Source organism: Halobacillus karajensis, assembly GCF_900108515.1.
In the GTDB taxonomy this organism is placed as follows: domain Bacteria; phylum Bacillota; class Bacilli; order Bacillales; family Halobacillaceae; genus Halobacillus; species Halobacillus karajensis.
Genome location: NZ_FNWW01000001.1, coordinates 591,641 through 612,157, shown reverse-complemented (window position 1 = coordinate 612,157; position 20,517 = coordinate 591,641). Strand labels below are relative to the sequence as shown.

Below are 20,517 nucleotides of genomic sequence, written 5' to 3'. Positions count from 1 at the left end.
GTTGGGTTTTCCGAACATTATTCCTTTTTATGTGGTCCTTTATTTTTATAGTTGATTTCATACTCGAAATCTACAGGATTCAAGCTGTCTTGAGGGGCAGCATAGTATGTCGTCATATAAGTTTTACCAGGACGGAAGACTTGCTGAAGTTCGAGTGCATCTTCTTTGGTCACGTTGAATGGATCAACTTCGACAACTTGATACTTGCCGTTATTTTTTTCCTTAATAAAGGTCACCCCATAATCCACGTAATTTTTAAGGAGTTCCGCTTTAGACATAAATCCATCTTTAGTGTTTCCATTGAAGCTTAAACCGATTTCAGGGACTTCAATATTGTCGATGAACCAGCCTGTATCGTTGTATCCCCAGTCTGTTAAATAACGAAAGGACACGTGAATGGTTTGACCTGCATACTCAGAAAGGTCGAATGTTTCCGATTGATAGTCATCAAAATGGCCAGTGAAGCCAGGAACATTTTCTTTAATTTTCGGATATCCTTCTTCGACGACATCAGAGCGAGTGTTTTCATTTTCTAATGATGTCCATGTTTGTCCTTGATCTGTGGATACTTGAACAACCCCATAATCCCACGCTTCTTCGATATCAACCAAATGATCAAAGGAAAGAGTGGCTGCATCTACATCTGTTAAATCTGCTTCAAAGATTAAGTTATTATCCAACTCATCTCCTGTACCAGCAGACAGCACTTGGTTATCGCTTCCCAAAGGGTCCTGAACAGAAGTCCATGTATTTCCTTCAAAGTCGACCCCGTTAAACTTAAAGGATTCTACATTTTGACCTGGTTCAAAAGTGAACTCCTTAAAGTCTGTTCCCCATGCAGGGACGCCTTCCTTTTCATAATCCTTGGCTTTCTCGAAGTTTACGGTTTTTCCTCGCTCTTCATCATCACCGACTGGGAGGCTGCGGAGGTCAATGTTTTCAAATCCGTATTTGCCGCCTTTAAAATTCGGATCATCGACAACTAAGGCAGTTGAGAAGTCTTGATATACTTCGTTGAAGGTGACATTCAACCCGTAATCTTTATATGCTTTTTCAAAACTTTCTATGCTGTTCAATTCTTCCAATGCCACAGATCGAATGAATTCTTGTCCGAATCTTTCGTAGTTATAAAGCGTGAAAAGCTGAACCAGACCATAGTCAGCAATCGTTTCAGGGCCTGTTTCGGCACCTACATGTTCATCCCAGTTTGTTAAAGAGTTTTCCGGGTGATCGAGCAGGAAATTAATCGATCCAGAATCAAGACCATAACCACCTAAGTATTCAGAAAATGTAGACATTCCCTCATTTAACCATGACGTTTCATCCCCGTCATTATCGGCGTGAATCAAGTGTTGTAATTCGTGAATGGTCGTACCAAAGAAAGTGCTCTCAAGGCGTGTATCCCAGTCTCTTGAATCAATCGTAATGATGTTCCGGTCCATGTAGTTTTCTAGCGTCTGCCAGAAGAATCCAGCAACAAAGAAAGGATAATCCGGATCGTTATAATTTTCATCCTCCACGTTATCGACCAGAATAATGACTTTATCTCCATCCCCTTTGTAATACCCTTCAGGAACAATGCCCATGTCTTCTAGTTGCGCATCGGTTCCATCTAAGGAATCTGGTGTCCCGAAGAAGTCTGTCGCTACAGGATACATATTAGCATCGAATTCTGCTGCCATTTTATCTGCTTGTTCTTTGGTGACCACATGGGCTGGGCGATCGTCCCCTTCAGGGAAAGACAAGTCATTGGCTACCCAGACTTCGGCATGCTCTCCTACACTTTGGAGTGTAAAGTCTTTAAACGTTAAATTCCGGGTAAGAAAGGATTTGGTCTCGCCTACGTTAGCCATCGAGGCTGCTTTTGAATGAGAATCAGATTCATTGCTTTCTTCGTCATTCCAATGCACCTCCGAAGCATTCTCTCTAATTGTCTTTTTTGCTTCTTTCTGAAAGCTTTCACTTTCATCTAAACGTTGCAGCTCACTGTCAATATCGAGTTTGTCACTGTATCGTTCGACATTCCAATTTTCTTGAAGTTTACTGGCACTTACTTCCGTCACGGTTGCCGGAGATAGCATGGACAGTGTCAATGCTCCAGCGGATAGCAAAGCGGTCAGTTTCTTATTCTTCAACATATGATCCCCCTAGTAATATTTTGTCAACTCCTAACTCTAATTATGTTGAATATTCCGAAAAATTAGAATAGTTATTTAGTAACAAATTATGACACTCTAAACAATTTTAAAGGGGATATAGAAGTGGGAATATATACCTGGTTGAAATTTTATGATTGACGAGTTTGAGAGAAGGGAAGGATAAATACAGTAAAAATAAGGGGGAGCAAGATGAGGCATCGATTGAAATACATATCCATATATAGAATTTCTGTCATCATATGGATGGCGCTTAAGTTTTTAATACAAATTTATTGGTTCAAAAAAAGACATCGGATTTGGGATGAGCGAACAATACGCCAATGGGAAGAGATGCTGGCGGGACAAGCAGGCGAATATAGAAAGAAGGCTGTGTTGCTGGGAGGACTCCTCATTAAATTTGGTCAATTCCTTAGTTCACGTGGGGATTTGCTGCCCCAGTCATTTATCAAAGAACTGGAAGGTCTTGTAGACCGAGTGGAACCCGTGCCATTTCACCGTTCACGTCAGACCATAGAAGAAGACTGGAATGCTCCATTAAACGAATATTTAGCTAGTATCGAAGAGGATTCGATTGCCTCCGCTTCCATCGGAGAAGTTTATAAGGCGTATTTAAAAGACGGGACACCAGTGGCGATCAAAGTGCAAAGGTACCGTGTTCGTGAAACATTCCGTATGGACTTTAAGGCATTGAAGATCGTTTTCTGGATGCTGGAGCGATTCACGATTTATGGAAAAAAGGCAGATTTACAAGCTTTGTATCGCGAAGTCGTACGTGTAATTAGTAACGAACTTGACTTTACGATGGAGTTAGAGAACGGGAACCATTTTAAGAAAAGGTTTACAGATTTTGATGGAGTGTACATTCCTGATTATTATTCCGATTTATCAACGAAGCGAGTTCTTGTCATGGAATGGATTGAAGGCGCCAAAATTACAGACTTACCCTTTATTAAAAGGCATGGTATTGATAGGGAACATATCGCCCGAAGGTTATTTGACTTGTGTGTAGAACAGTTTGTCTATGCTGGTATGTTTCACTCCGATCCTCATCCAGGGAATTTGATGTTAAAGGAAGATGGGACGATTGTGGTGATTGATTTTGGGATGGTCGGAGAAATTAAAAAGGAAGACGCAAATTCCATTCGAAAAATGATCCAGGGTTTTATTTTAGATGATTATGACAGAGTTATTGAATCCCTTCAGGAAATGGATTTTCTATTGCCGGATGCAGATACTGAAAAAGTAAAGAAATTGTTGAAACAGACGACTAATATGTATCTTGATGGTAACTTTGACAAGTTGGATGCGCATATGATGAATGATATGCTCCGCGATTTACAACAGTTCGTCAAAGAGCAGCCGATTCAATTACCAGCAGACTATGCTTTTTTGGGACGTGCAACTTCTATTATCGTAGGCGTGCTTACATCTGTTTATCCTCAAGTCGATTTGATTCAATGGGGGCGTCCAGTCATTAAAGAATGGATGTCAGGCGAAGACTCCAGCCATTCCTTATATAAAGAAATAGCCAAGGAAACTGCTCGGCCGCTTCTCTCACTACCGAGAGCCTTAATTGAATTTCTTGAAGACGGAGATAAAGAAAGGGAATGGAAAAGCTATCATCAAAAGAATCATTTATTCCACCAATATTATTTGTTTTACACGTTTCTTTCGCTGCTCATTTCGGGGGCAGGGGCGGCTGCTCTCTATTACACCATGATTGTTCCTGTTCTTCCGAATATATGGGTGGGGGGAGTAACCATAGGTATTGGGATAACCGGCTTTATCGTAAGCTCGTTCAATCACTTTAAGATGCTTAGACGAATACATCATAACAGGAGGAATGAAACATGAGTGACTTATTAAAAAAAGGATTTCATCTAGGGTTAGGTGCCGCCATCAGCGGGAAGGAACGTTTCGAGAAAATGGTCAATGAAATGGTGAAGAGCGGAGAAATCAGTCCTTCTCAGGCTAAAACCATGGTCAATAATTGGATGAGTACATGGATTTCTAAAGGAGAAACCAAAGATAAAGAATGGAATGAACAGGCAAAAGTCAAATTTCAAGATCAGATGAAAGAATTAGGTTTTGTTTCGAAGGAAGAGTACGAAAAACTGGAAGCCCGAGTTCAGAAACTGGAGAACTTATATGGACATGAATAATTCTAAACCCCCGTTTCTGACCATGCAGAAGCGGGGGTTAGTTTTCTACTTTGAGAATGAACAGCTGACAAATATAGAGTTTTTTGCGGGCGTTCTCCAGTCCTGTGCCCTGCTTAAGGGAGAGGTTTAATGGCTCTTTTTGTAAAAGAATTTATAAAGGAAATACATAAAGGAAAATAGGAAAAAGGTGGTCACTCCAAGCCGAATGTAATAAATGAAGCCCTCCCCCATCCAATCTAAAGGGGTACCTACAACTGGAGGACCATTCAAGTAGAGATAATTGGTCTGGAAGAAGGTATTAAAAAGGAAGATGAACAAACTATATAAAATAAGATAGAAGAATGTCTCTAGTAAATCTTTACCTGTGATTCTAACATTAGTCGAAGCGATTAAAAAAAGGCTTGTCCAGGAGATAGCCATATGATGAATGAAAAACTTCCAAAAGCGAAAATGTTGGTAGCCATGGGAGAGGTCGGGTGTGATTAAGGCGATGGCTGCTGGTAGAATTCCAATAAAAAAAGTGATTTTGATTAGTTTTGAATGATACGTCAGGAGAGAAATACAGCCTAATAAAGAAGCTACCCCGCACAAATGAAGCGGGAGGTGGCTCCCTTCCATCCATAACCCATGTATAAGTGTCCAAATTTGATAACTAATCTCCGATCCTATCAGTAAAAATAATAAAATAAATCGCACAAGATTTTGTAAGAATTTCTGGTTCTTCCATTGACGGTGCATCCACAGGATTCCGATTGACACGATGCAATAAAGGACAAGCATCATTGTATGACTTGTCCCAAACGTTATAAAAGATTGCTCAATATATTCACTAAACCATGTTTCCATAGGAACCTCCTAGAGTACAGGCATGAGCTGTGCTATGATTTTACCTTATCATTTTATGAAGGAAGAGGGTCGGGATGAAGGAAATCCATGGTTTTCGCTGCAAGCATAGTTTGGAAATCCACACATACCGAATGTTTCCAGTTGAATAAAAACACCAAATGAAGAAAGGAAAACAAAATATATAACCCCTTCTACTATTGATTTTCAACTGTAAATTAAATGAAATTTCAGAATATGTATTTACACTTGCTTATTCTATGGTATGCTGATGAATATTTCCCAAGCCGTATAAAAAGAGAAGACGGCTGTTAAGACGAATGATTTAGAGGAGTTGAATAGGTATATGGGAAGAGAAAAGTGGGGGACGAAGCTTGGTTTTATGCTGGCAGCAATGGGTTCTGCTGTCGGGCTTGGTAATATATGGAGATTCTCTTTTGTAGCAGGAAATAATGGGGGCGGTGCCTTTTTAATCCTGTATTTGATTTTCGTTCTTCTGATTGGTGTCCCACTACTATTGACAGAGGTCAGTATTGGTAGAAAAGCAGAAAGCGATGTAATCGGTTCTTTTCAAAAATTAGCTCCTAAAACCCCATGGTATTTAACGGGGTTCTTTGGAATTGCGAGTGCTTTCTTAATATTAGGCTTTTATGCTGTCGTAGCTGGATGGGCTATTTTTTACTTTTGGAATTATATAAATGGAACTTTCTTTACTTCGCCTGCAACTGGCTATGAAGGGGCATTTGGACAATTTATCAGTCACACATGGCATCCTATTGCCTGGACAGCATTGTTCATGATTCTTACGATCATCATCGTACTCAGTGGAGTGAAAAAAGGGATAGAAGCAGCGAACAAAATATTTATGCCTTTGCTGGCTCTTATTTTGATCGGGCTTGCTTTCTTTAGTCTTTCACTAGACGGCGCAACGGAGGGATTAAAATTCCTCTTCCAGCCGGATTGGTCCGCTTTTAGTCAACCATCGATTTATATTGCTGCCCTCGGGCAGGCATTCTTTTCCCTCAGCCTGGGGATGGGGGCAATGCTCACGTATGGCAGCTATTTGAAGAAGGAAAATAAACTACCAAGTGCAACACTAGGAATTGGAATCATGGATACATTCTTTGCTATTATTTCAGGGGTCGTTATTTTTCCCGCTGTATTCGCTTTTGGCATTGATCCAAGTTCTGGCCCGCCGCTTGTTTTTATTACATTGCCGAGTATCTTTGAACAAATGCCATTTGGCGGCATGATTGGTGTTATCTTCTTTTTTGCCCTGATTTTGGCATCATTATCGTCTTCCGTTTCTATACTGGAAGTTCCAACAGCGTACTTTATGAGAGCGCTGGGGTGGTCTCGGTTTGCCACAAGTGTGCTGATGGGATCGATTATGTTTATTCTTGGAATCGGTGTATCTTTAGGATTTGGAATTTGGGCAGGGATCACACCAATTGGGGATTTGAATATCCTTGACTCCATGGACTATGTGGCCTCCAACATATTGCTTCCGCTCGGAGGTTTATCGATGGCTCTCTTAGTCGGTTGGCACTTTAAGAAATCAGAAGCTTTGGAAGCTACGGATTTAAAGGACGGTCTTCTTGGAAGTGTGTGGTTCTTTATCATTAAGTTCCTTGCTCCTGTTATGATTGTTCTCATCTTTCTGAACCAAATCGGAATTTTGAACCTTTAACGAAAGAACTCTGGTCATTGACCGGAGTTCTTTTTAGGTTTCGTTCATTTTTTAACATTTAATGAAACTAACAAGAGGGAAAGGACAGAAAAGAACCGAACATGTTAAACTACGACAGAGTACCATTTTTCTATGGAAAAGGAGAAAAAGAGTTATGGCGATCACGAATCAAACGGTTTTGAAAAAGATGTCCAGTGAGATACAAGAAGCTATGTTGAAGCATGGGAATGAACAAAAAGTAAGGGAACATATAAGGTCTGTAAAATTACTTGCGGACTTGCTGCTTGAAGAAGAGTCAGGGACCGAAACGATCCCTTCTAAGGTGCAGGAACCAACAGTGGAAGAAGTTCGTAAGATGATGGGGGCAGACAACCCAAAACCTGAAAAGAAAAAAAACCAAGAAACAAAAATCGATCATGATGATGCGAATGGATCTTCCATTTTTGATTTTTAAGGGGGAGAAAATATGAAAGTATTTTTGATTTTAGCTGTGTTGAATGGCTTTTTATCTGTAGCTTTAGGTGCTTTTGGAGCCCATGGTCTTGAAGGGAAAGTGTCGGAAAAAGGCTTGGAACAATGGGGAAAAGCTGTAGACTATCAAATGTTTCATACGATGGCCTTGTTCGTTACTGCCTTACTGATGGGCAAAATCCAGACCGGCGCTATGACAGGGGCGGGGTGGTTCTTCTTTATCGGCATCTTGCTTTTTTCAGGAAGCCTTTATATATACGCTCCAACTGGGATTAAAGCTTTCGCAATGATTACGCCAATTGGCGGACTGTCATTTCTAATCGGCTGGATTTTGCTTGGATATGCGGTTATTAAATATATTTAACTACTTAAAAGTAAAGAATGGTAGTGAAAAATAAGATAATGACGGCTCTCATTAATTGAATGATAGCATTTACCTTTTGCTGGCGTTTCATTTCAAGCATCGCTTCCAAAGCAAAGCTCCCAGCCAGCACGTAAAACATAAGCAGGATAATCCACTGGTGTTCCAGTTTGAATAAACCAATCACAGCGAGAGCAACGGCTACCAGGAGGGCGGCTAATTGCGCTCTGTGGTAACTTTCATAGGGAGGTCGCATCTGTTCACCCTTTTCATTTGGCGCCAGGCCAGTATTTAAAAACGTAAAGACCGTCTGATCTGAATGGAAAAACTCGCTATCGAAATAGCGAGTTTTTTGCTTGGTTAGGAACGGGAAATGAGTCAATTTTTAACGTTGGCCGGTGCCACTTCCATACGGATAGTTGTAGTTAATTTCTTCATCGAATGTAATGTAATCAAGATACACCATTAGCAATAAATAACGCTTTCCGGTTTGTGGATCACTGAGGATAATGTGATCTCTTCCTGCTGCCTCTATAATCCCTTTGAATACTTTTGCATTCCATTGATCGTTATTTTCGAACGTCATATAAACCGTTGCAGGCTTCCCAGCATTTAAACGTAAAATATTTTCGATGTAGGACTCCTCAGATGGAAGCATATTGGGTGGATTTACTCCACCTGTCGTTTGCGTTTGCTGCATTTGAGGGGGTTGAGTGCCAGCTTGTTGACCCTGGAATTGTGGTTGTTGTTGTGGCATCCCCATTCCTTGGTTAGCCATGGGTCCACTTGGATAATAGTACATATAAGGGTTCTGGCCGTAATACGGGGAAGGGGATTGGCCATACATCTGCTGTCCTTGACCCTGTCCTCCCATTTGTGGTTTCTTTTCTGCCAACTGAATCACTCCTTATTGGAATTAATAAACACTAGGACAGTCAGACCGAGTCGGGGAAAAGAAACAATGAGTTTGTATCTTCCCGTGTTCCACTGGCCGAACCACTGGGCTGGGCAGCCTCCTAAGGGCGTAAAGAACCAAAGTAGTAAGACGTGCCGGCAGCAGCCGCTTAGACTTTGGTCCACCATTTTACGAAGCGTATCGAAAAAATCGATACATTCCCCACGGACACGGTTTGACTCTGGTATTCCAGACCATAAGCACGCCTTGTTTTACCTTCCACTTCAGCTTCCTTTAGCCGAAGACGTGAGAAGTCATTGGATGGAAGGAAATAACAGCCATGCTGTCACCTCACTTTTAAGAAAGGCATGTTTGTATGTTCTTTAACACTATATGTGACACGCCTATGTAGATATGAATAAAAAATATCTGGTGGACAACAAATGCCCTTAAGGATTGATCACAAGTTTATTCGAATAAATGGAAGGTAGGTGGATGGCTTCATTAACGATGGGGATAGGGTGGAAAAGGAAAGGTCATCATACAGAATTGAGGGAAGTCTCACTAGCCGATGATTTCGAACAGGATCACGCGCGTTCCCGGGAAAGAATGGGGGGCGAAACTTCACCGGACTATAAGTTCGGGGAGGATCTGCAAACACCGCGGGAAGCGAACAGTTTTCCCTGCCGTCCTCACACTTATCTGGTAAACGGAACACGGTTCAAGATTTAGGAAGAGAACGAAAGGGCGTGGTCTGATTGGGTACAAAAAAAGCTGCCAGTGAGTCCTGACAGCTTTCCTTCCTAAACATGCAAAAATTGATCGACAGCATCCGGTTTCAGGATATTCCCAATATAGAATGATCCAAAATCACCATAGCGCGAAGTTACTTCATCAAAGCGCATCTCATATACGAGCTTCTTAAACTGAAGGACATCGTGAGCAAATAGTGTGACGCCCCATTCCCAATCGTCGAAACCAATGGAACCTGTAATGATCTGACGGATTTTTCCAGCATATTGACGCCCGGTCATTCCGTGAGCATACATTAATTTCGCGCGCTCATCTTTCTCGAGCACATACCAGTTGTCATTGCCCTGACGGCGCTTGTCCATCGGGTAGAAACAAATATGGTTCCATTTAGGAAGTGTCGGGTGGAGACGTGCCTGAATTTCAGGGTCATCTTCGTTGGCGCTTCCCATGTAATTGGATAGTTCAACCACCGATACATACGAATATGCAGGCTTCGTGTATTCAGCCAGCTTGGTTTTATTGAAGGCTGTTTCAATTTCATTCAGCTCTTCCATTGTCGGGCGGAGAATCATCATCATAAAGTCAGCTTTCTGACCGACAATTGTATATAAAGCATGACTTCCTTCTTTGCTGCGTTCTGTTTCTTCCCATTGACCAATCAATTGTTTAAATTCACTGATTGCCTGTTCGCGGTCTTCATTTGATGCATACTTCCATGCTGTCCAATCGACAGAACGAAAATCATGCAAACAATACCAACCGTCCATGGTAACTACTGCTTCTGGCATGGGATCGATCGCTCCTTTTACATTGAAGTATTGTACTAATAAATCATCCTCCATTAATATAACACATTTACTTTTCGATAGATAACGAAGCGTCTATTACGATTTTGTGAATAATAGCAGGGGCGAAACAGAAGTATCATCTTTGATGAAATAGGGTAAAGTTAAAATGAAATCGCTTCAATTGGAAAACTTGGTTCGAACTACTTTCTTTTAAACACAAAACGTCTTATCATGTATAACAGAATGAAAAAATGGAGGGTTAATGATGAGTAACCTATTTGATACTTTGAAGTCTAAAGTGGTTGGAAAAGGCAAGAAAGTCGTATTTCCTGAAGCATTAGACGAACGAATTCTTACAGCTGTCAGTCAATTGGGTGCAGAAGGATTGCTTACACCTGTACTAGTTGGTAATAAAGGAAAAGTAGAACAGAAAGCATCGGAACTAAACCTGGACATCTCTGTTGCGGAAATCTTAGATCCAGCTGATTATGCTGAATTTGATGATATGGTGGCCAGCTTTGTAGAGCGCCGGAAAGGAAAGGCAACCGAAGAGCAAGCACGTGAAATCTTGCAAAACGGCAACTACTTTGGAACGATGCTTGTTTATATGGGGAAAGCAGACGGCCTTGTAAGTGGTGCTGTTCACTCTACAGCAGACACTGTACGTCCAGCTTTACAAATCATCAAGACTAAACCTGGGATTAAGAAGACTTCTGGTGTATTCATTATGGTGCGCGACGAAGAAAAATATGTATTCGCTGACTGTGCCATCAACATCAACCCAGATAGCCAGGATTTAGCTGAGATTGCGCTTGCAAGTGCAGAAACAGCACAACTTTTCGATATTGATCCGAAAGTAGCGATGTTAAGCTTTTCTACAAAAGGTTCGGCCAAGTCGCCCGAAACAGAAAAAGTTACAGAGGCTCTCACTATTGCAAAAGAACAGAATCCCGATCTTCTCATTGATGGTGAATTCCAATTTGATGCGGCATTTGTCCCATCCGTAGCTGAGAAGAAAGCGCCTGATTCTCCTTTGAAAGGGGAGGCGAACACATTCGTATTCCCAAGCCTTGAGGCAGGAAACATTGGTTACAAAATTGCTCAGCGTTTAGGAAACTTTGATGCTGTGGGACCAATCCTTCAAGGGTTAAATCAACCGGTGAATGATCTGTCCCGTGGTTGTAATGCTGATGATGTATACAAGCTTGCCCTAATCACTGCAGCACAATCCGTTTAATAGGAAAAATAACTTTAAAGCCAAAACGAAAGCGCTCGATCTCCTTACTCAAGGTTGTCGAGCGCTTTTTCATTGCGTTTGATCATTTGATCAAATCGTTTATGGAACCAGTCGATTTCCTTCCCGTCTAATGCATGGGTAATAAGATTTCCTGAAAGCTCATGTAATTTCATTAAAATCCGGTCGCGGACATCAAGAACGCTTAAAGTCGTATTTAATAATTCATTTAAGGAAGCCATCACATTCGGTTCAATATGAGGATAGGTGAAACGAGTGTCCTCTCCTTGTTTGCCTATTTCATAGAAACGCTTAAGAAGAGAGGCACGTTCGGCGCCACTTCCGCTTACATCCAGATAAATCTGAACAGCAGAGCCATTTTTAACGCGACGTTGAGAAATACCGGCGAATTTCTTTCCGTTAATGCTTAGATCGTAGGTGCCTGGGCAATAAGATTGTGTGATCTCATAGGCTTCAATTCCGTCTGTTAAATCAGAAAAAAGGTGTTGGATGAAAGAAACCATCGCTTCATAACCTTCATGGATGTTCACTTGTTTTGAATCCGGGAAGATTAGGGAAAGGTTTAAAACCCCCTTATCTAAAACAACGGCAAGTCCACCGGAATTACGGACGACAATATCGTAACCATTGGATCTTAAAAATTCGATTCCTTCTTTGATATAAGGAAGACGGGCATCCGGGATGCCAAGGACAATGGTATCATGGTGGACCCAGAGCCTTGCTGTTGTGGGACTGATTCTCTCGCCGACAGAGATAGAGAGGGCATCATCCATTGCGAAAGACTGTAAAGCCGAAAATCCTGGCCCTAAATTACTTTGGTCAATGAATCGATAGGTGTCTGGTTTTAATAATGGATGTAGTTCATTCATAACATTCGTTCTCCTTTTTAATAGCACCATTCATTATACCAAAAGTAGGCTCTTGCATGAATGGAGGAACGGCTGTAAAATCTGCCATGGATAAAAATCATCTCCATCCCACATGCTTGAAGGCAGGTTTCAGGTAATGATCTGTCATTTTTTGCCTGTCAAGATGTTTTTTTGTCGGAATTTAAGGTATATAATAGATAAAAATGTCGTGTAGAAAGGACAAGCTGATGGCCTACCGTGATGAGAAGTTAAGTGAAGAAAAGGTTTTTAAAGACCCTGTGCATCGTTATGTTCATGTGCGTGAGCGTGTGATCTGGGACTTGATTGGGACGGCTGAGTTTCAGCGTCTTCGCCGAATCAAGCAGCTTGGAACTTCCTATTTGACGTTCCATGGGGCAGAACATAGTCGTTTCAATCATTCCTTGGGTGTTTACGAAATCGTCAGAAGGATTATCGAAAACTTTCAAGCCCGTCCGAATTGGGATCAAGAAGAGCGCTTGCTCTGTCTTTGTGCTGCATTATTGCATGATCTAGGCCATGGCCCTTTTTCTCATTCCTTTGAAAAAGTGTACAAACTTGATCATGAGGATTTTACCCAAGCGATTTTACTTGGAGATACTGAAGTGAATAAGGTTCTGAGTAAAGTGGAAAAAGGATTCCCGAAAAAGGTAGCCGACGTCATTAATAAGACTTACGAAAATAAGCTTGTTGTCAGTCTCATTTCCAGCCAGATTGATGCAGATCGAATGGACTATTTGCAGCGCGATGCCTATTTTACAGGGGTCAGCTATGGTCATTTTGATATGGAGCGTATTCTCCGGGTGATGCGTCCTATGGAAGACCAAGTGGTGGTTAAAGAGAGTGGAATGCATGCCGTGGAAGACTACATTATGAGCCGCTATCAAATGTATTGGCAAGTTTATTTCCATCCCGTGACCCGAAGTGCAGAAGTGATCCTGACGAAGATTCTTCACCGTACCAAAGAACTGTATGAAGAAGGGTACACGTTTAAGCTGGAACCTATACATTTCTTATCTTTCTTTTCGGGTCAACCTACATTGAAAGAATACTTGGCCCTTGATGAATCGGTTGTTCTATATTACTTCCAAACGTGGATGGAGGAAGAGGATACGGTACTGAGTGATTTATGTCATCGTTTTGTAAACCGACGCCTATTCAAATATATTGAATTCAACCCGAATGCCCAAATGAACGAATGGATGGAGCTGTATAAACTGTTTGTAAAAGCTGGGTTGAATCCAGATTATTACCTCGTTGTCGACTCGAGCTCCGATCTCCCTTATGACTTTTACCGACCGGGAGAGGAAGGGGAACGCCTTCCCATCCATCTTCTTCAGCCGAATGATGAACTGAAGGAATTATCCAGGCTTTCTGATATTGTTGAATCGATTTCTGGTAAAAAACGTACGGACCATAAATTATATTTTCCTCTTGATCGACTCGAGGAAATGTCGAATCGAAGTAAAACGAAAAAACGGATTATGGAAATTTTGTTTGATAAGGAGTGAACCTCCATGTTGGAGAATCATGCGAAGTTGATGCAGTTTTTCTCAAGCACAGATGAAATCATTGGGCGAAAGAAGTTACAAAAGATGATTTACATACTGAAAAAGTGTGAAATCCCCTTTGAAGAACGTTATCAGTTCCACTTTTACGGGCCTTATTCAGAAGAGCTGACTCTTAGAGTGGAGGAAATGTGCAACTTGGGTTTCGTCAGCGAAACGAGAGAAGAAAAGAAAAATTATTACCAATATCGCTATCGTTTAACGGATAGCGGGAGAGAGTTTCTTACCCATTATGAGATGGATCTGCCGCCGCTGAATGAGCATATCGATGAAATGAACGGAAGAAGCTCGCGTTTCCTTGAGCTGGTTTCCACGATGCTTTTCTTTGAGCATTTGCCAAAAGAGGAAATTGCAGAGAAAGTGTTCACCGTAAAGAGCGCTCAAAATTATACACAAGAAGATATTGATGAGGGATGGAAATTTATTAAATATTTGCGTTCCATTCATTAAGATGAAAGGAAAGGTGTACGAGGATCGTACACCTTTTTGTTATATGGTCTTTTTTATTACTGGAGGGGTCATGGCTGTCAGATTCTATAAAGCCTGTGGAAGAAATGACACAGGATATGAAGGAAAGATTGGAGGGATAACAAGAAGGAAATCCCCTGAGTACTTGAAAATAAAAGGGGGAAGTCATCGGATTCTTCCGGTTTCATAAACGTAATTTTGGCTTTCGTGAAGAAGGGGTGCGGAGAGAAAGAGACTTTGATGGGGAGAACTCAGGATACTGTGTTTCTTATACTGAATCGGGAGTTTAAAGCGATTAAACAAACGTTTGACCAATAGTCAGAGCGTCTCTTCTAACAAGAAGCGTTTTGTATGTTAAAATGGGACAAAATAAGAGGTGGACAGATGAGGAGGATCGCCTGATGAAAGAATTCGACCAGTTCAAAAATAAAGGGGAAAGCAACGATAAAAAGAAGAACCAATTCACCATAATTAAAGACGATTCTACAGATGGTCACGGAGGCTATGGTGTTGGCTCCATTAGTCTCGAAAACATGACCCCGGTTATCGTTGATCCAAATGAAGAGGAAGCCTATGTCGATATGGGGGCCCTTCATGCTCGCAGTAAAGTAGAAAAACGCATCAAGTTCATTACAGACCGGGAAGTTGTGAAAAATGGACTGCAGTACTGGATTGCCTGGGTAACCGTTGATTATAAAGAAGGTAAACCATGTTACCATGGAGTCGCCGCCAGTGAGATCGTTGTCGATCGTTCTATCAAAAGAGGTTATAAGTTGATGCCGGAGCACGTCAATCATATGGATAAATCCTTGAAAGGACGCTTCGTTGTCGATCATCTTGATGACAAAGCGAAAAGACTTCTGGGGGAATATCTGCGTGAATTTAAACCTGAACTATGGGAGAACACAGCTCAGGAGTTGAAAGACTCCCTGGGTGTACAATAACGGGGATCAGCATATTAGAAAGAGAGGAAAATAAACGTTCCTCTCTTTTTTTATTTTCCTGTTCTTCTCGAACCTTTCTCAAGCTAAAAGCAGGTTTACTTTTCCAAGTATGAAAATTCCAGTTTACGGGAGGCTCTTTTATGATAGAATAAGAACAAATGTTCGTGGTTAAGGAGGAGTGGTAATGGATAATCGCAATCGTGATCGTGGGACGATCAAATGGACATCGCTTATGCTGCCGGAGCATGTAGAAATGGTGAAGAAACTTTGGAAGGAAGACCAACGAGTTGAAAAAGGGATAATGGATGAGCAAAAAGCAGTGGAAATCGACTTTCTTTTGCAGCGAGCACTCAGTGATCATTTAACGGTACAGATAAGAATTCATAATGGTTTTGATTATGAAGAGATCTGCATGAAACCTAGTCATGTTAACAGGTCAACCCATACGGTCTCAGGAGTGAATGAGGAGACAAAAGAAACCATTCGTCTTCCTTTAGATGATATTGCGGATCTTACTATTCGATAGGTGTTCACTATTTGTTCACAAAATGTTCATTAAAAATTTCCGGAATTCGGACGGCGAATCTTGACGAATAAGCGAAAGTGGTAATATATTAAGTAACACATGGGTTATACATGTTTACTAGGACAGAGAAAGCGACCGGTTCTGCCGGTCGTTTTCTCTGTCTTTTTTTTTCAATCCTGGAGTCCCCTTTTTTTGCCCAGATGAAGATGATTATGAATGACTTTTAAAAAAAGCCACTTTCATATGAAAGTGGCTCTGGATTAAAAGAACCAGTCGACGACATCCTTAAACCATGGGTCATTTTTAAATTCATCGTCAAGGTCTTTGCTGTCGTCACCTCCGCATACTTGCTCAGGAATATCCGATTTCTCCATATAAACCAGCCGCTCCTGAGGGCAGTTGGGTCCAGCCAGATAACCGGTCTCAGGATCAATATAAACACCCTTTACTCCAGGTGGGGGAGTGAAGGCTGCTGTGGGTTCGGATTCGTGTACTTTTTCCATCGTATCCGCCCAAACCGCTTTAGCGTATCTGTGATCATTGAAATCTTTTAGTTTCTGACCGTTATCATAACCAACCCACACACCGGAAACGTATTGAGGGCTGAACCCGATCATCCAGCTGTCGTTATCAGTAGTACCAGATTTCCCTCCGTACATACGAGTCAGCTTACCTTTGATTGGACGACCGGTTACAGCCGCATAGTCAGCGTTTAGTACAGAATCGAACATCCCTGTCATCATATGCGTTACAGTAAATGCCCGATCTTTATCTATAGCCTTTTCTTTGTTGTATGTCGGCTTGTATTCATACAACACGTTGTCATGCCGGTCTGTAATTTTGGCGATGGTATGTCCTTCCAGTGATTCTGTCCCTTTCACCATTTTGCCGTACGCACTAACCATATCCAATAGGGAAATGGAAGAGTATCCTAAGGCGAGGGATGGGTGGGGGGTGAACGTTCCCTCCACACCAAACGTTTTCATAGTAGCTCCTAATTTATCTGGACCAATGTCCATGTGTGTCTTTACAGCGTAGATATTATCAGAAATCGCAAGAGCTTGCGCCATGGAAAGGGGTTTTTCTGAATGTTGATTATTAAAGTTTGACGGGACATAAGGCTTCTCTTGCCCGTCGACCTTAATTTCAATAGGCTGAACTTCCTTCATCGTTACCGGTGAGTATCCTTCTCCAAGGGCCGCATAATAAAGGAAAGGTTTGATGGTCGATCCGACTGAGCGCTTGGCTTGGGTTGCTCTATTATAAGGGCTTTCTTTATAATCCTTTCCACCGATAAGCGCCGTAATGGCTCCTGAATGGCTGTCCATAACTGCAGAGGCCACTTGAATCTCCTCGTCTTCGGGAATGTTCTTGTTCACTTGTTCCTCTAAAATACGCTGGTGTTCTTCAATCAGAGTGGTGTGAATGTGGTAACCACCTGTCTGCACACTTTCTTTATCGATCCCCAGTAGTTCAGACGCTTCTATTAGGACATGATCCTGGAAATAGGGAGCGATTTCCTGAGTATCTTCTTCCTGACCCTCGGCATAAACCAGGCTTGCTGCTACAGCTTCTCTTTTTTCAGATGAAGTAATATACCCGTTCCGTTCCATTTCCGCCAAAATTTGCTGCTGTCTTTCTTCCGCACGTTCTTCATTCGCGAGGGGAGAGTAATAGCTTGGCCCTTTAGGGACGCCTGCGAGCATGGCTGCTTCCGTCAAAGTGAGGTCTTCAGCGTGCTTATTATAGTACTGACGGCTTGCCGCTTCGATTCCATAGGCACCGTGACCATAGTAAATCGTATTCAAGTAGCCTTCTAAAATCTCTTCTTTGCTATAAAAAATTTCTAACCGTAACGCATATATTGCCTCGTTTATTTTCCTTTTCCATGTTTTATCATGAGAGAGATAAAGGTTTCTGGCATACTGCTGTGTAATGGTACTGGCTCCTTCCGCCATTCTCATTTGTTTAATATCTGTAAGCGCAGCAGCAGCGATTCGTTTGAAGTCGAATCCGAAGTGGTCATAAAAACGCCTGTCTTCGATAGCGAGGGTAGCCTCCTTAATAGATTCCGGCATTTCCTCAATATTGATCCAATACCGTTCTTCGGCTCCTTGTTCTTCACCTATGATTTCGCCGTCTCCCCCATAGAGGACGGTGTTTTGTTCTGTTATTAAAGAGGGAGGACCTTGGGTGATGGCATAGATAAGAATTCCGATGACACCGACAATGCCGACAATCGTAGTGAATAGGACAAGCTTTATCCCCCGGACCATCCATCGGTAAGTCTTTCTAAATAGTGATCGCATTTCTTTTAGACTCCCAACTGTTAAGAATGTATAAAGACTGCTATTATTATGTGAGAATACGTAGTAAAATAAACTTCTTGTGACTAATAAATCCCGCAAGTCATAGTGAATTTAATGAATTTTCATAGATAAATAAAGGAGAAATGCACATGGGTACATGGTTTACAGAAAAACAAACCGATCATTTCGGAATTACAGCAAAGGTCAATCGATCCCTTCATAATGAGAAAACGGACTATCAAGATCTAGAGATGTTAGAAACAGCAGAGTGGGGGAAAATGCTCGTCCTTGATGATATGGTCATGACGACAGAAAAGGATGAATTCGTTTATCATGAAATGATCGCCCATGTGCCGTTATTTACCCATCCCAATCCTAAGAATGTGCTCGTCGTCGGTGGCGGAGATGGCGGTGTGATTAGGGAAGTATTAAAGCATGAAACGGTAGAGAAAGCCACACTTGTCGAAATCGACGGGAAAGTCATCGAATATTCGAAACAGTATCTGCCTTCGATTGCAGGCGCACTTGAAGATGAGCGTGTGGAAGTGAAAGTGGCGGACGGTTTCATGCACATCGCAGAAAGTGAGCAGGAATATGACGTCATCATGGTTGATTCGACAGAACCTGTAGGCCCAGCTGTAAGTCTTTTTTCCAGAGGTTTTTATGAGGGGATTGCCAAAGCATTGAAAGAGGACGGCATTTTCGTTGCACAAACAGATAACCCTTGGTTCAAAGCTGACTTGATTCGCCAGGTGTACAGGGATGTGAAGGAAACGTTCCCGATTACAAAGGTATATACAGCGAACATTCCGACCTATCCAAGCGGACTTTGGACATTTACCATTGGCAGTAAAATTTATGATCCCTTGCAAGTATCTGCCGATCGTTTTACAACGATGAATACAAAATATTACACGGACGAAATTCATCATGCTTGTTTTGCCCTTCCGAAGTTCGTCAAAGATCTGACAAAGGAGTGAGTCCCATGCGTTTTGATGAAGCCTACTCTGGAAAAGTGTTCATTATGAGCCGGGCCACTGAGGACGAAGCAGATATCGTCCTCTATGGGATGCCGATGGACTGGACAGTCAGCTTCCGCCCGGGTTCACGTTTTGGGCCGAATCGAATTCGGGAAGCATCCATCGGTTTGGAAGAGTACAGTCTCTATCTTAACAAGCATTTAGAAGAAGTGAAGTATCATGATGCCGGGGATCTTTTGCTTCCATTCGGCAATGCTGCCCGCAGCCTTGATATCATTGAAGGATACATTCGTGAACTTTTAGAAAAAGGAAAGTTTCCGCTCGGGCTTGGCGGAGAGCATCTCGTTACATGGCCGGTTCTTAAAGCGATGTATCAAAAACACCCAGACCTTGCCGTCATTCATATAGATGCCCATGCCGATCTTCGTGAAGAGTATGAAGGGGAAGTGTTGTCGCACTCTACGCCTATTCGAAAGGCATGTGAGCTGATAGGCGCTGAAAACATCTATTCATTCGGTATACGTTCCGGCATGCGTGAAGAGTTTCAGTATGCCAAAGATTCCGGGATGCATATGAGTAAATTTGAAGTTTTGGAACCTTTGAAAAGGGTTCTCCCCAAGCTTACCGGCCGCCCTGTTTATGTAACCATCGATATTGATGTGCTTGATCCTGCCTGCGCACCAGGTACAGGGACAGCTGAAGCGGGAGGGATCTCATCGAAAGAGTTACTTGCAAGTATACACGCTTTAGCAGCGAGTGACTTGAACATCGTGGGAGCCGACCTTGTAGAAGTGGCCCCTGCTTATGATCCGACAGAGAAGACACAGATCGCAGCAAGCAAATTCATCCGCGAAATGCTTTTAGGGTTCGTGAAATAAATGATAAAATAGAAACAGCCGCTGTGAGAGCCCGTCATAGTGGCTTTTCTATTTCTATGACTTTTATTAAATTGGGTGATCATCGTTAATAAAAGGAGAAGGAAAGACATTTTACAAAGGAGCGCTTTGTTTTGAATAAAAAGACGATTGGAGTCGCAGGGATTTATATTCTCATTATGCTTCCCCTGCTCCTCCTCACTTATGGTGCAAATTGGAATCCTTCCAACATATCCTATGATTTGGATGGTGAGACACTTGTAATCAAGGAAGGGCTTGGCGAAGAGGAAGTGGCTGAAGTGAATGTTCAAGACCGTATGAATGAGCTTCTGCAGTTCACCCTCGCTGTATCTGTCGAAAATAAACAATGGAAGACGGATGTCCTAGTAATCGGTATTCTACTGCCATTTATACTCTTTGCCATTGTCCCGGAACGCCGCCCATTCAAAAAAAATCTATCATTCAAGTGGTACATGACGAGTATTTTGGCTATCCTTGTCTTATATGCGGCCTATTCTGTTCCTGCCCATGTCACTCAAATAGCTGAAGTCCATCAATATGTTGACCACCTTCTTGAATGATG

The 20,517-nt window shown here is 42.0% G+C and carries 22 protein-coding genes and 1 pseudogene; 15 read left to right on the top strand and 8 right to left on the bottom strand.

The window, feature by feature from the left end:
* Positions 1-17 precede the first annotated feature (17 nt).
* Positions 18-2,138, bottom strand: coding sequence for a choice-of-anchor J domain-containing protein (locus tag BLW54_RS02880; protein WP_244153464.1), 2,121 nt, complete (start codon positions 2,136-2,138; stop codon positions 18-20).
* 210 nt (positions 2,139-2,348) lie between these two features.
* On the opposite strand from BLW54_RS02880, the gene BLW54_RS02875 reads away from it, so the two are divergent.
* Genes BLW54_RS02875 through BLW54_RS20590 form a run of 3 tightly spaced genes read left to right on the top strand, consistent with a single transcriptional unit; the run spans position 2,349 to position 4,451 of the window.
* Positions 2,349-4,013, top strand: coding sequence for an ABC1 kinase family protein (locus tag BLW54_RS02875; RefSeq protein ID WP_074733200.1), 1,665 nt, complete (start codon positions 2,349-2,351; stop codon positions 4,011-4,013).
* On the top strand, positions 4,010-4,321 hold the full coding sequence (locus tag BLW54_RS02870) for a phasin family protein (RefSeq protein WP_035506784.1): 312 nt from the start codon (positions 4,010-4,012) through the stop codon (positions 4,319-4,321). Before BLW54_RS02875 ends, BLW54_RS02870 begins: the two co-directional genes overlap by 4 nt.
* Entirely contained in the window at positions 4,308-4,451 is a 144-nt protein-coding gene (locus tag BLW54_RS20590; RefSeq protein ID WP_167358780.1) for a hypothetical protein, read from the top strand. The genes BLW54_RS02870 and BLW54_RS20590 overlap by 14 nt, the downstream gene beginning before the upstream one ends.
* Here the strand turns inward: BLW54_RS20590 and BLW54_RS02865 are convergent.
* On the bottom strand, positions 4,448-5,167 hold the full coding sequence (locus BLW54_RS02865; RefSeq protein WP_074733199.1) for a YwaF family protein: 720 nt from the start codon (positions 5,165-5,167) through the stop codon (positions 4,448-4,450). The genes BLW54_RS20590 and BLW54_RS02865 overlap by 4 nt on opposite strands.
* A gap of 343 nt (positions 5,168-5,510) precedes the next feature.
* Between BLW54_RS02865 and BLW54_RS02860 the strand changes: the two genes are divergently transcribed.
* The 3 genes from BLW54_RS02860 to BLW54_RS02850 all read left to right on the top strand — a co-directional run bounded on the left by BLW54_RS02860 (position 5,511) and on the right by BLW54_RS02850 (position 7,689).
* Positions 5,511-6,854, top strand: a complete 1,344-nt coding sequence (locus BLW54_RS02860) for a sodium-dependent transporter (RefSeq protein ID WP_035506779.1) — start codon at positions 5,511-5,513, stop codon at positions 6,852-6,854.
* A gap of 154 nt (positions 6,855-7,008) precedes the next feature.
* Positions 7,009-7,308, top strand: a complete 300-nt coding sequence (locus BLW54_RS02855; RefSeq protein WP_035506775.1) for a YwdI family protein — start codon at positions 7,009-7,011, stop codon at positions 7,306-7,308.
* A gap of 12 nt (positions 7,309-7,320) precedes the next feature.
* Positions 7,321-7,689: a DUF423 domain-containing protein gene (locus BLW54_RS02850; RefSeq protein WP_035506773.1), complete on the top strand. Its 369-nt coding sequence runs from the start codon at positions 7,321-7,323 to the stop codon at positions 7,687-7,689.
* A 4-nt stretch (positions 7,690-7,693) separates the two neighbouring features.
* Here BLW54_RS02850 and BLW54_RS02845 read toward each other — a convergent pair whose 3' ends face one another.
* From BLW54_RS02845 to BLW54_RS20905, 3 genes and pseudogenes are all read right to left on the bottom strand, one after another.
* Entirely contained in the window at positions 7,694-7,942 is a 249-nt protein-coding gene (locus BLW54_RS02845; RefSeq protein ID WP_035506772.1) for a hypothetical protein, read from the bottom strand.
* Between the two features lie 129 nt (positions 7,943-8,071).
* The gene (gerQ, locus tag BLW54_RS02840) at positions 8,072-8,560 is read right to left on the bottom strand and encodes a spore coat protein GerQ (protein ID WP_051744084.1); all 489 of its coding nucleotides are present in this window, start codon (positions 8,558-8,560) and stop codon (positions 8,072-8,074) included.
* A 42-nt stretch (positions 8,561-8,602) separates the two neighbouring features.
* A pseudogene (locus tag BLW54_RS20905) lies at positions 8,603-8,891 on the bottom strand (cell wall hydrolase); the annotation flags it as partial.
* Between the two features lie 185 nt (positions 8,892-9,076).
* Between BLW54_RS20905 and BLW54_RS02830 the strand changes: the two are divergent.
* Complete coding sequence (locus BLW54_RS02830) at positions 9,077-9,313, top strand: hypothetical protein (protein ID WP_035506768.1); 237 nt, start codon at positions 9,077-9,079, stop codon at positions 9,311-9,313.
* Between the two features lie 71 nt (positions 9,314-9,384).
* Here the strand turns inward: BLW54_RS02830 and hemQ are convergent, their stop codons facing one another.
* The gene (gene hemQ, locus BLW54_RS02825) at positions 9,385-10,122 is read right to left on the bottom strand and encodes a hydrogen peroxide-dependent heme synthase (protein WP_035507698.1); all 738 of its coding nucleotides are present in this window, start codon (positions 10,120-10,122) and stop codon (positions 9,385-9,387) included.
* 265 nt (positions 10,123-10,387) lie between these two features.
* On the opposite strand from hemQ, the gene pta reads away from it, so the two are divergent.
* Positions 10,388-11,359 carry a phosphate acetyltransferase gene (pta, locus tag BLW54_RS02820; RefSeq protein ID WP_074733198.1) on the top strand — a complete coding sequence of 324 codons (972 nt, stop codon included), beginning with the start codon at positions 10,388-10,390 and terminating at the stop codon, positions 11,357-11,359.
* Positions 11,360-11,403: 44 nt separating this feature from the next.
* On the opposite strand, the gene lipL is transcribed toward pta, so the two are convergent.
* The gene (gene lipL, locus BLW54_RS02815) at positions 11,404-12,246 is read right to left on the bottom strand and encodes an octanoyl-[GcvH]:protein N-octanoyltransferase (RefSeq protein WP_074733197.1); all 843 of its coding nucleotides are present in this window, start codon (positions 12,244-12,246) and stop codon (positions 11,404-11,406) included.
* 227 nt (positions 12,247-12,473) lie between these two features.
* On the opposite strand from lipL, the gene BLW54_RS02810 reads away from it, so the two are divergent.
* The 4 genes from BLW54_RS02810 (at position 12,474) to BLW54_RS02790 (ending at position 15,770) form a co-directional block, all read left to right on the top strand.
* A complete protein-coding gene (locus BLW54_RS02810; protein WP_074733196.1) occupies positions 12,474-13,775 on the top strand; it encodes an HD domain-containing protein in 1,302 nt (433 codons plus the stop codon).
* A 6-nt stretch (positions 13,776-13,781) separates the two neighbouring features.
* The gene (locus BLW54_RS02805; RefSeq protein ID WP_035506759.1) at positions 13,782-14,282 is read left to right on the top strand and encodes a YwgA family protein; all 501 of its coding nucleotides are present in this window, start codon (positions 13,782-13,784) and stop codon (positions 14,280-14,282) included.
* Positions 14,283-14,701: 419 nt separating this feature from the next.
* Positions 14,702-15,244: a YwhD family protein gene (locus tag BLW54_RS02795; RefSeq protein ID WP_035506757.1), complete on the top strand. Its 543-nt coding sequence runs from the start codon at positions 14,702-14,704 to the stop codon at positions 15,242-15,244.
* Between the two features lie 184 nt (positions 15,245-15,428).
* Entirely contained in the window at positions 15,429-15,770 is a 342-nt protein-coding gene (locus tag BLW54_RS02790; protein WP_035506755.1) for a YolD-like family protein, read from the top strand.
* A gap of 260 nt (positions 15,771-16,030) precedes the next feature.
* On the opposite strand, the gene BLW54_RS02785 is transcribed toward BLW54_RS02790, so the two are convergent.
* Positions 16,031-18,079 carry a transglycosylase domain-containing protein gene (locus BLW54_RS02785; RefSeq protein WP_074733194.1) on the bottom strand — a complete coding sequence of 683 codons (2,049 nt, stop codon included), beginning with the start codon at positions 18,077-18,079 and terminating at the stop codon, positions 16,031-16,033.
* A gap of 149 nt (positions 18,080-18,228) precedes the next feature.
* On the opposite strand from BLW54_RS02785, the gene speE reads away from it, so the two are divergent.
* From speE to BLW54_RS02770, 3 genes are all read left to right on the top strand, one after another.
* On the top strand, positions 18,229-19,059 hold the full coding sequence (gene speE / locus BLW54_RS02780; RefSeq protein WP_074733193.1) for a spermidine synthase: 831 nt from the start codon (positions 18,229-18,231) through the stop codon (positions 19,057-19,059).
* Between the two features lie 5 nt (positions 19,060-19,064).
* Positions 19,065-19,937, top strand: a complete 873-nt coding sequence (gene speB / locus BLW54_RS02775; RefSeq protein WP_074733192.1) for an agmatinase — start codon at positions 19,065-19,067, stop codon at positions 19,935-19,937.
* Between the two features lie 131 nt (positions 19,938-20,068).
* A complete protein-coding gene (locus tag BLW54_RS02770) occupies positions 20,069-20,515 on the top strand; it encodes a hypothetical protein (RefSeq protein ID WP_074733191.1) in 447 nt (148 codons plus the stop codon).
* Positions 20,516-20,517 lie beyond the last annotated feature (2 nt).

Bases quoted from the DNA above. Each gene is read 5' to 3' on its own strand.
- BLW54_RS02880 (WP_244153464.1), bottom strand. From the start codon at position 2,138: ATGTTGAAGAATAAGAAACTGACCGCTTTGCTATCCGCTGGAGCATTG.
- BLW54_RS02850 (WP_035506773.1), top strand. From the start codon at position 7,321: ATGAAAGTATTTTTGATTTTAGCTGTGTTGAATGGCTTTTTATCTGTA.
- hemQ (WP_035507698.1), bottom strand. From the start codon at position 10,122: ATGCCAGAAGCAGTAGTTACCATGGACGGTTGGTATTGTTTGCATGAT.
- speB (WP_074733192.1), top strand. From the start codon at position 19,065: ATGCGTTTTGATGAAGCCTACTCTGGAAAAGTGTTCATTATGAGCCGG.
- BLW54_RS02795 (WP_035506757.1), top strand. From the start codon at position 14,702: ATGAAAGAATTCGACCAGTTCAAAAATAAAGGGGAAAGCAACGATAAA.
- speE (WP_074733193.1), top strand. From the start codon at position 18,229: ATGGGTACATGGTTTACAGAAAAACAAACCGATCATTTCGGAATTACA.
- BLW54_RS02785 (WP_074733194.1), bottom strand. From the start codon at position 18,079: ATGCGATCACTATTTAGAAAGACTTACCGATGGATGGTCCGGGGGATA.
- BLW54_RS02870 (WP_035506784.1), top strand. From the start codon at position 4,010: ATGAGTGACTTATTAAAAAAAGGATTTCATCTAGGGTTAGGTGCCGCC.
- BLW54_RS02865 (WP_074733199.1), bottom strand. From the start codon at position 5,167: ATGGAAACATGGTTTAGTGAATATATTGAGCAATCTTTTATAACGTTT.
- BLW54_RS02860 (WP_035506779.1), top strand. From the start codon at position 5,511: ATGGGAAGAGAAAAGTGGGGGACGAAGCTTGGTTTTATGCTGGCAGCA.
- BLW54_RS02810 (WP_074733196.1), top strand. From the start codon at position 12,474: ATGGCCTACCGTGATGAGAAGTTAAGTGAAGAAAAGGTTTTTAAAGAC.
- BLW54_RS02830 (WP_035506768.1), top strand. From the start codon at position 9,077: ATGGCTTCATTAACGATGGGGATAGGGTGGAAAAGGAAAGGTCATCAT.
- BLW54_RS02875 (WP_074733200.1), top strand. From the start codon at position 2,349: ATGAGGCATCGATTGAAATACATATCCATATATAGAATTTCTGTCATC.
- pta (WP_074733198.1), top strand. From the start codon at position 10,388: ATGAGTAACCTATTTGATACTTTGAAGTCTAAAGTGGTTGGAAAAGGC.
- BLW54_RS02805 (WP_035506759.1), top strand. From the start codon at position 13,782: ATGTTGGAGAATCATGCGAAGTTGATGCAGTTTTTCTCAAGCACAGAT.
- BLW54_RS02845 (WP_035506772.1), bottom strand. From the start codon at position 7,942: ATGCGACCTCCCTATGAAAGTTACCACAGAGCGCAATTAGCCGCCCTC.
- lipL (WP_074733197.1), bottom strand. From the start codon at position 12,246: ATGAATGAACTACATCCATTATTAAAACCAGACACCTATCGATTCATT.
- BLW54_RS20590 (WP_167358780.1), top strand. From the start codon at position 4,308: ATGGACATGAATAATTCTAAACCCCCGTTTCTGACCATGCAGAAGCGG.
- BLW54_RS02855 (WP_035506775.1), top strand. From the start codon at position 7,009: ATGGCGATCACGAATCAAACGGTTTTGAAAAAGATGTCCAGTGAGATA.
- BLW54_RS02790 (WP_035506755.1), top strand. From the start codon at position 15,429: ATGGATAATCGCAATCGTGATCGTGGGACGATCAAATGGACATCGCTT.
- gerQ (WP_051744084.1), bottom strand. From the start codon at position 8,560: ATGGGAGGACAGGGTCAAGGACAGCAGATGTATGGCCAATCCCCTTCC.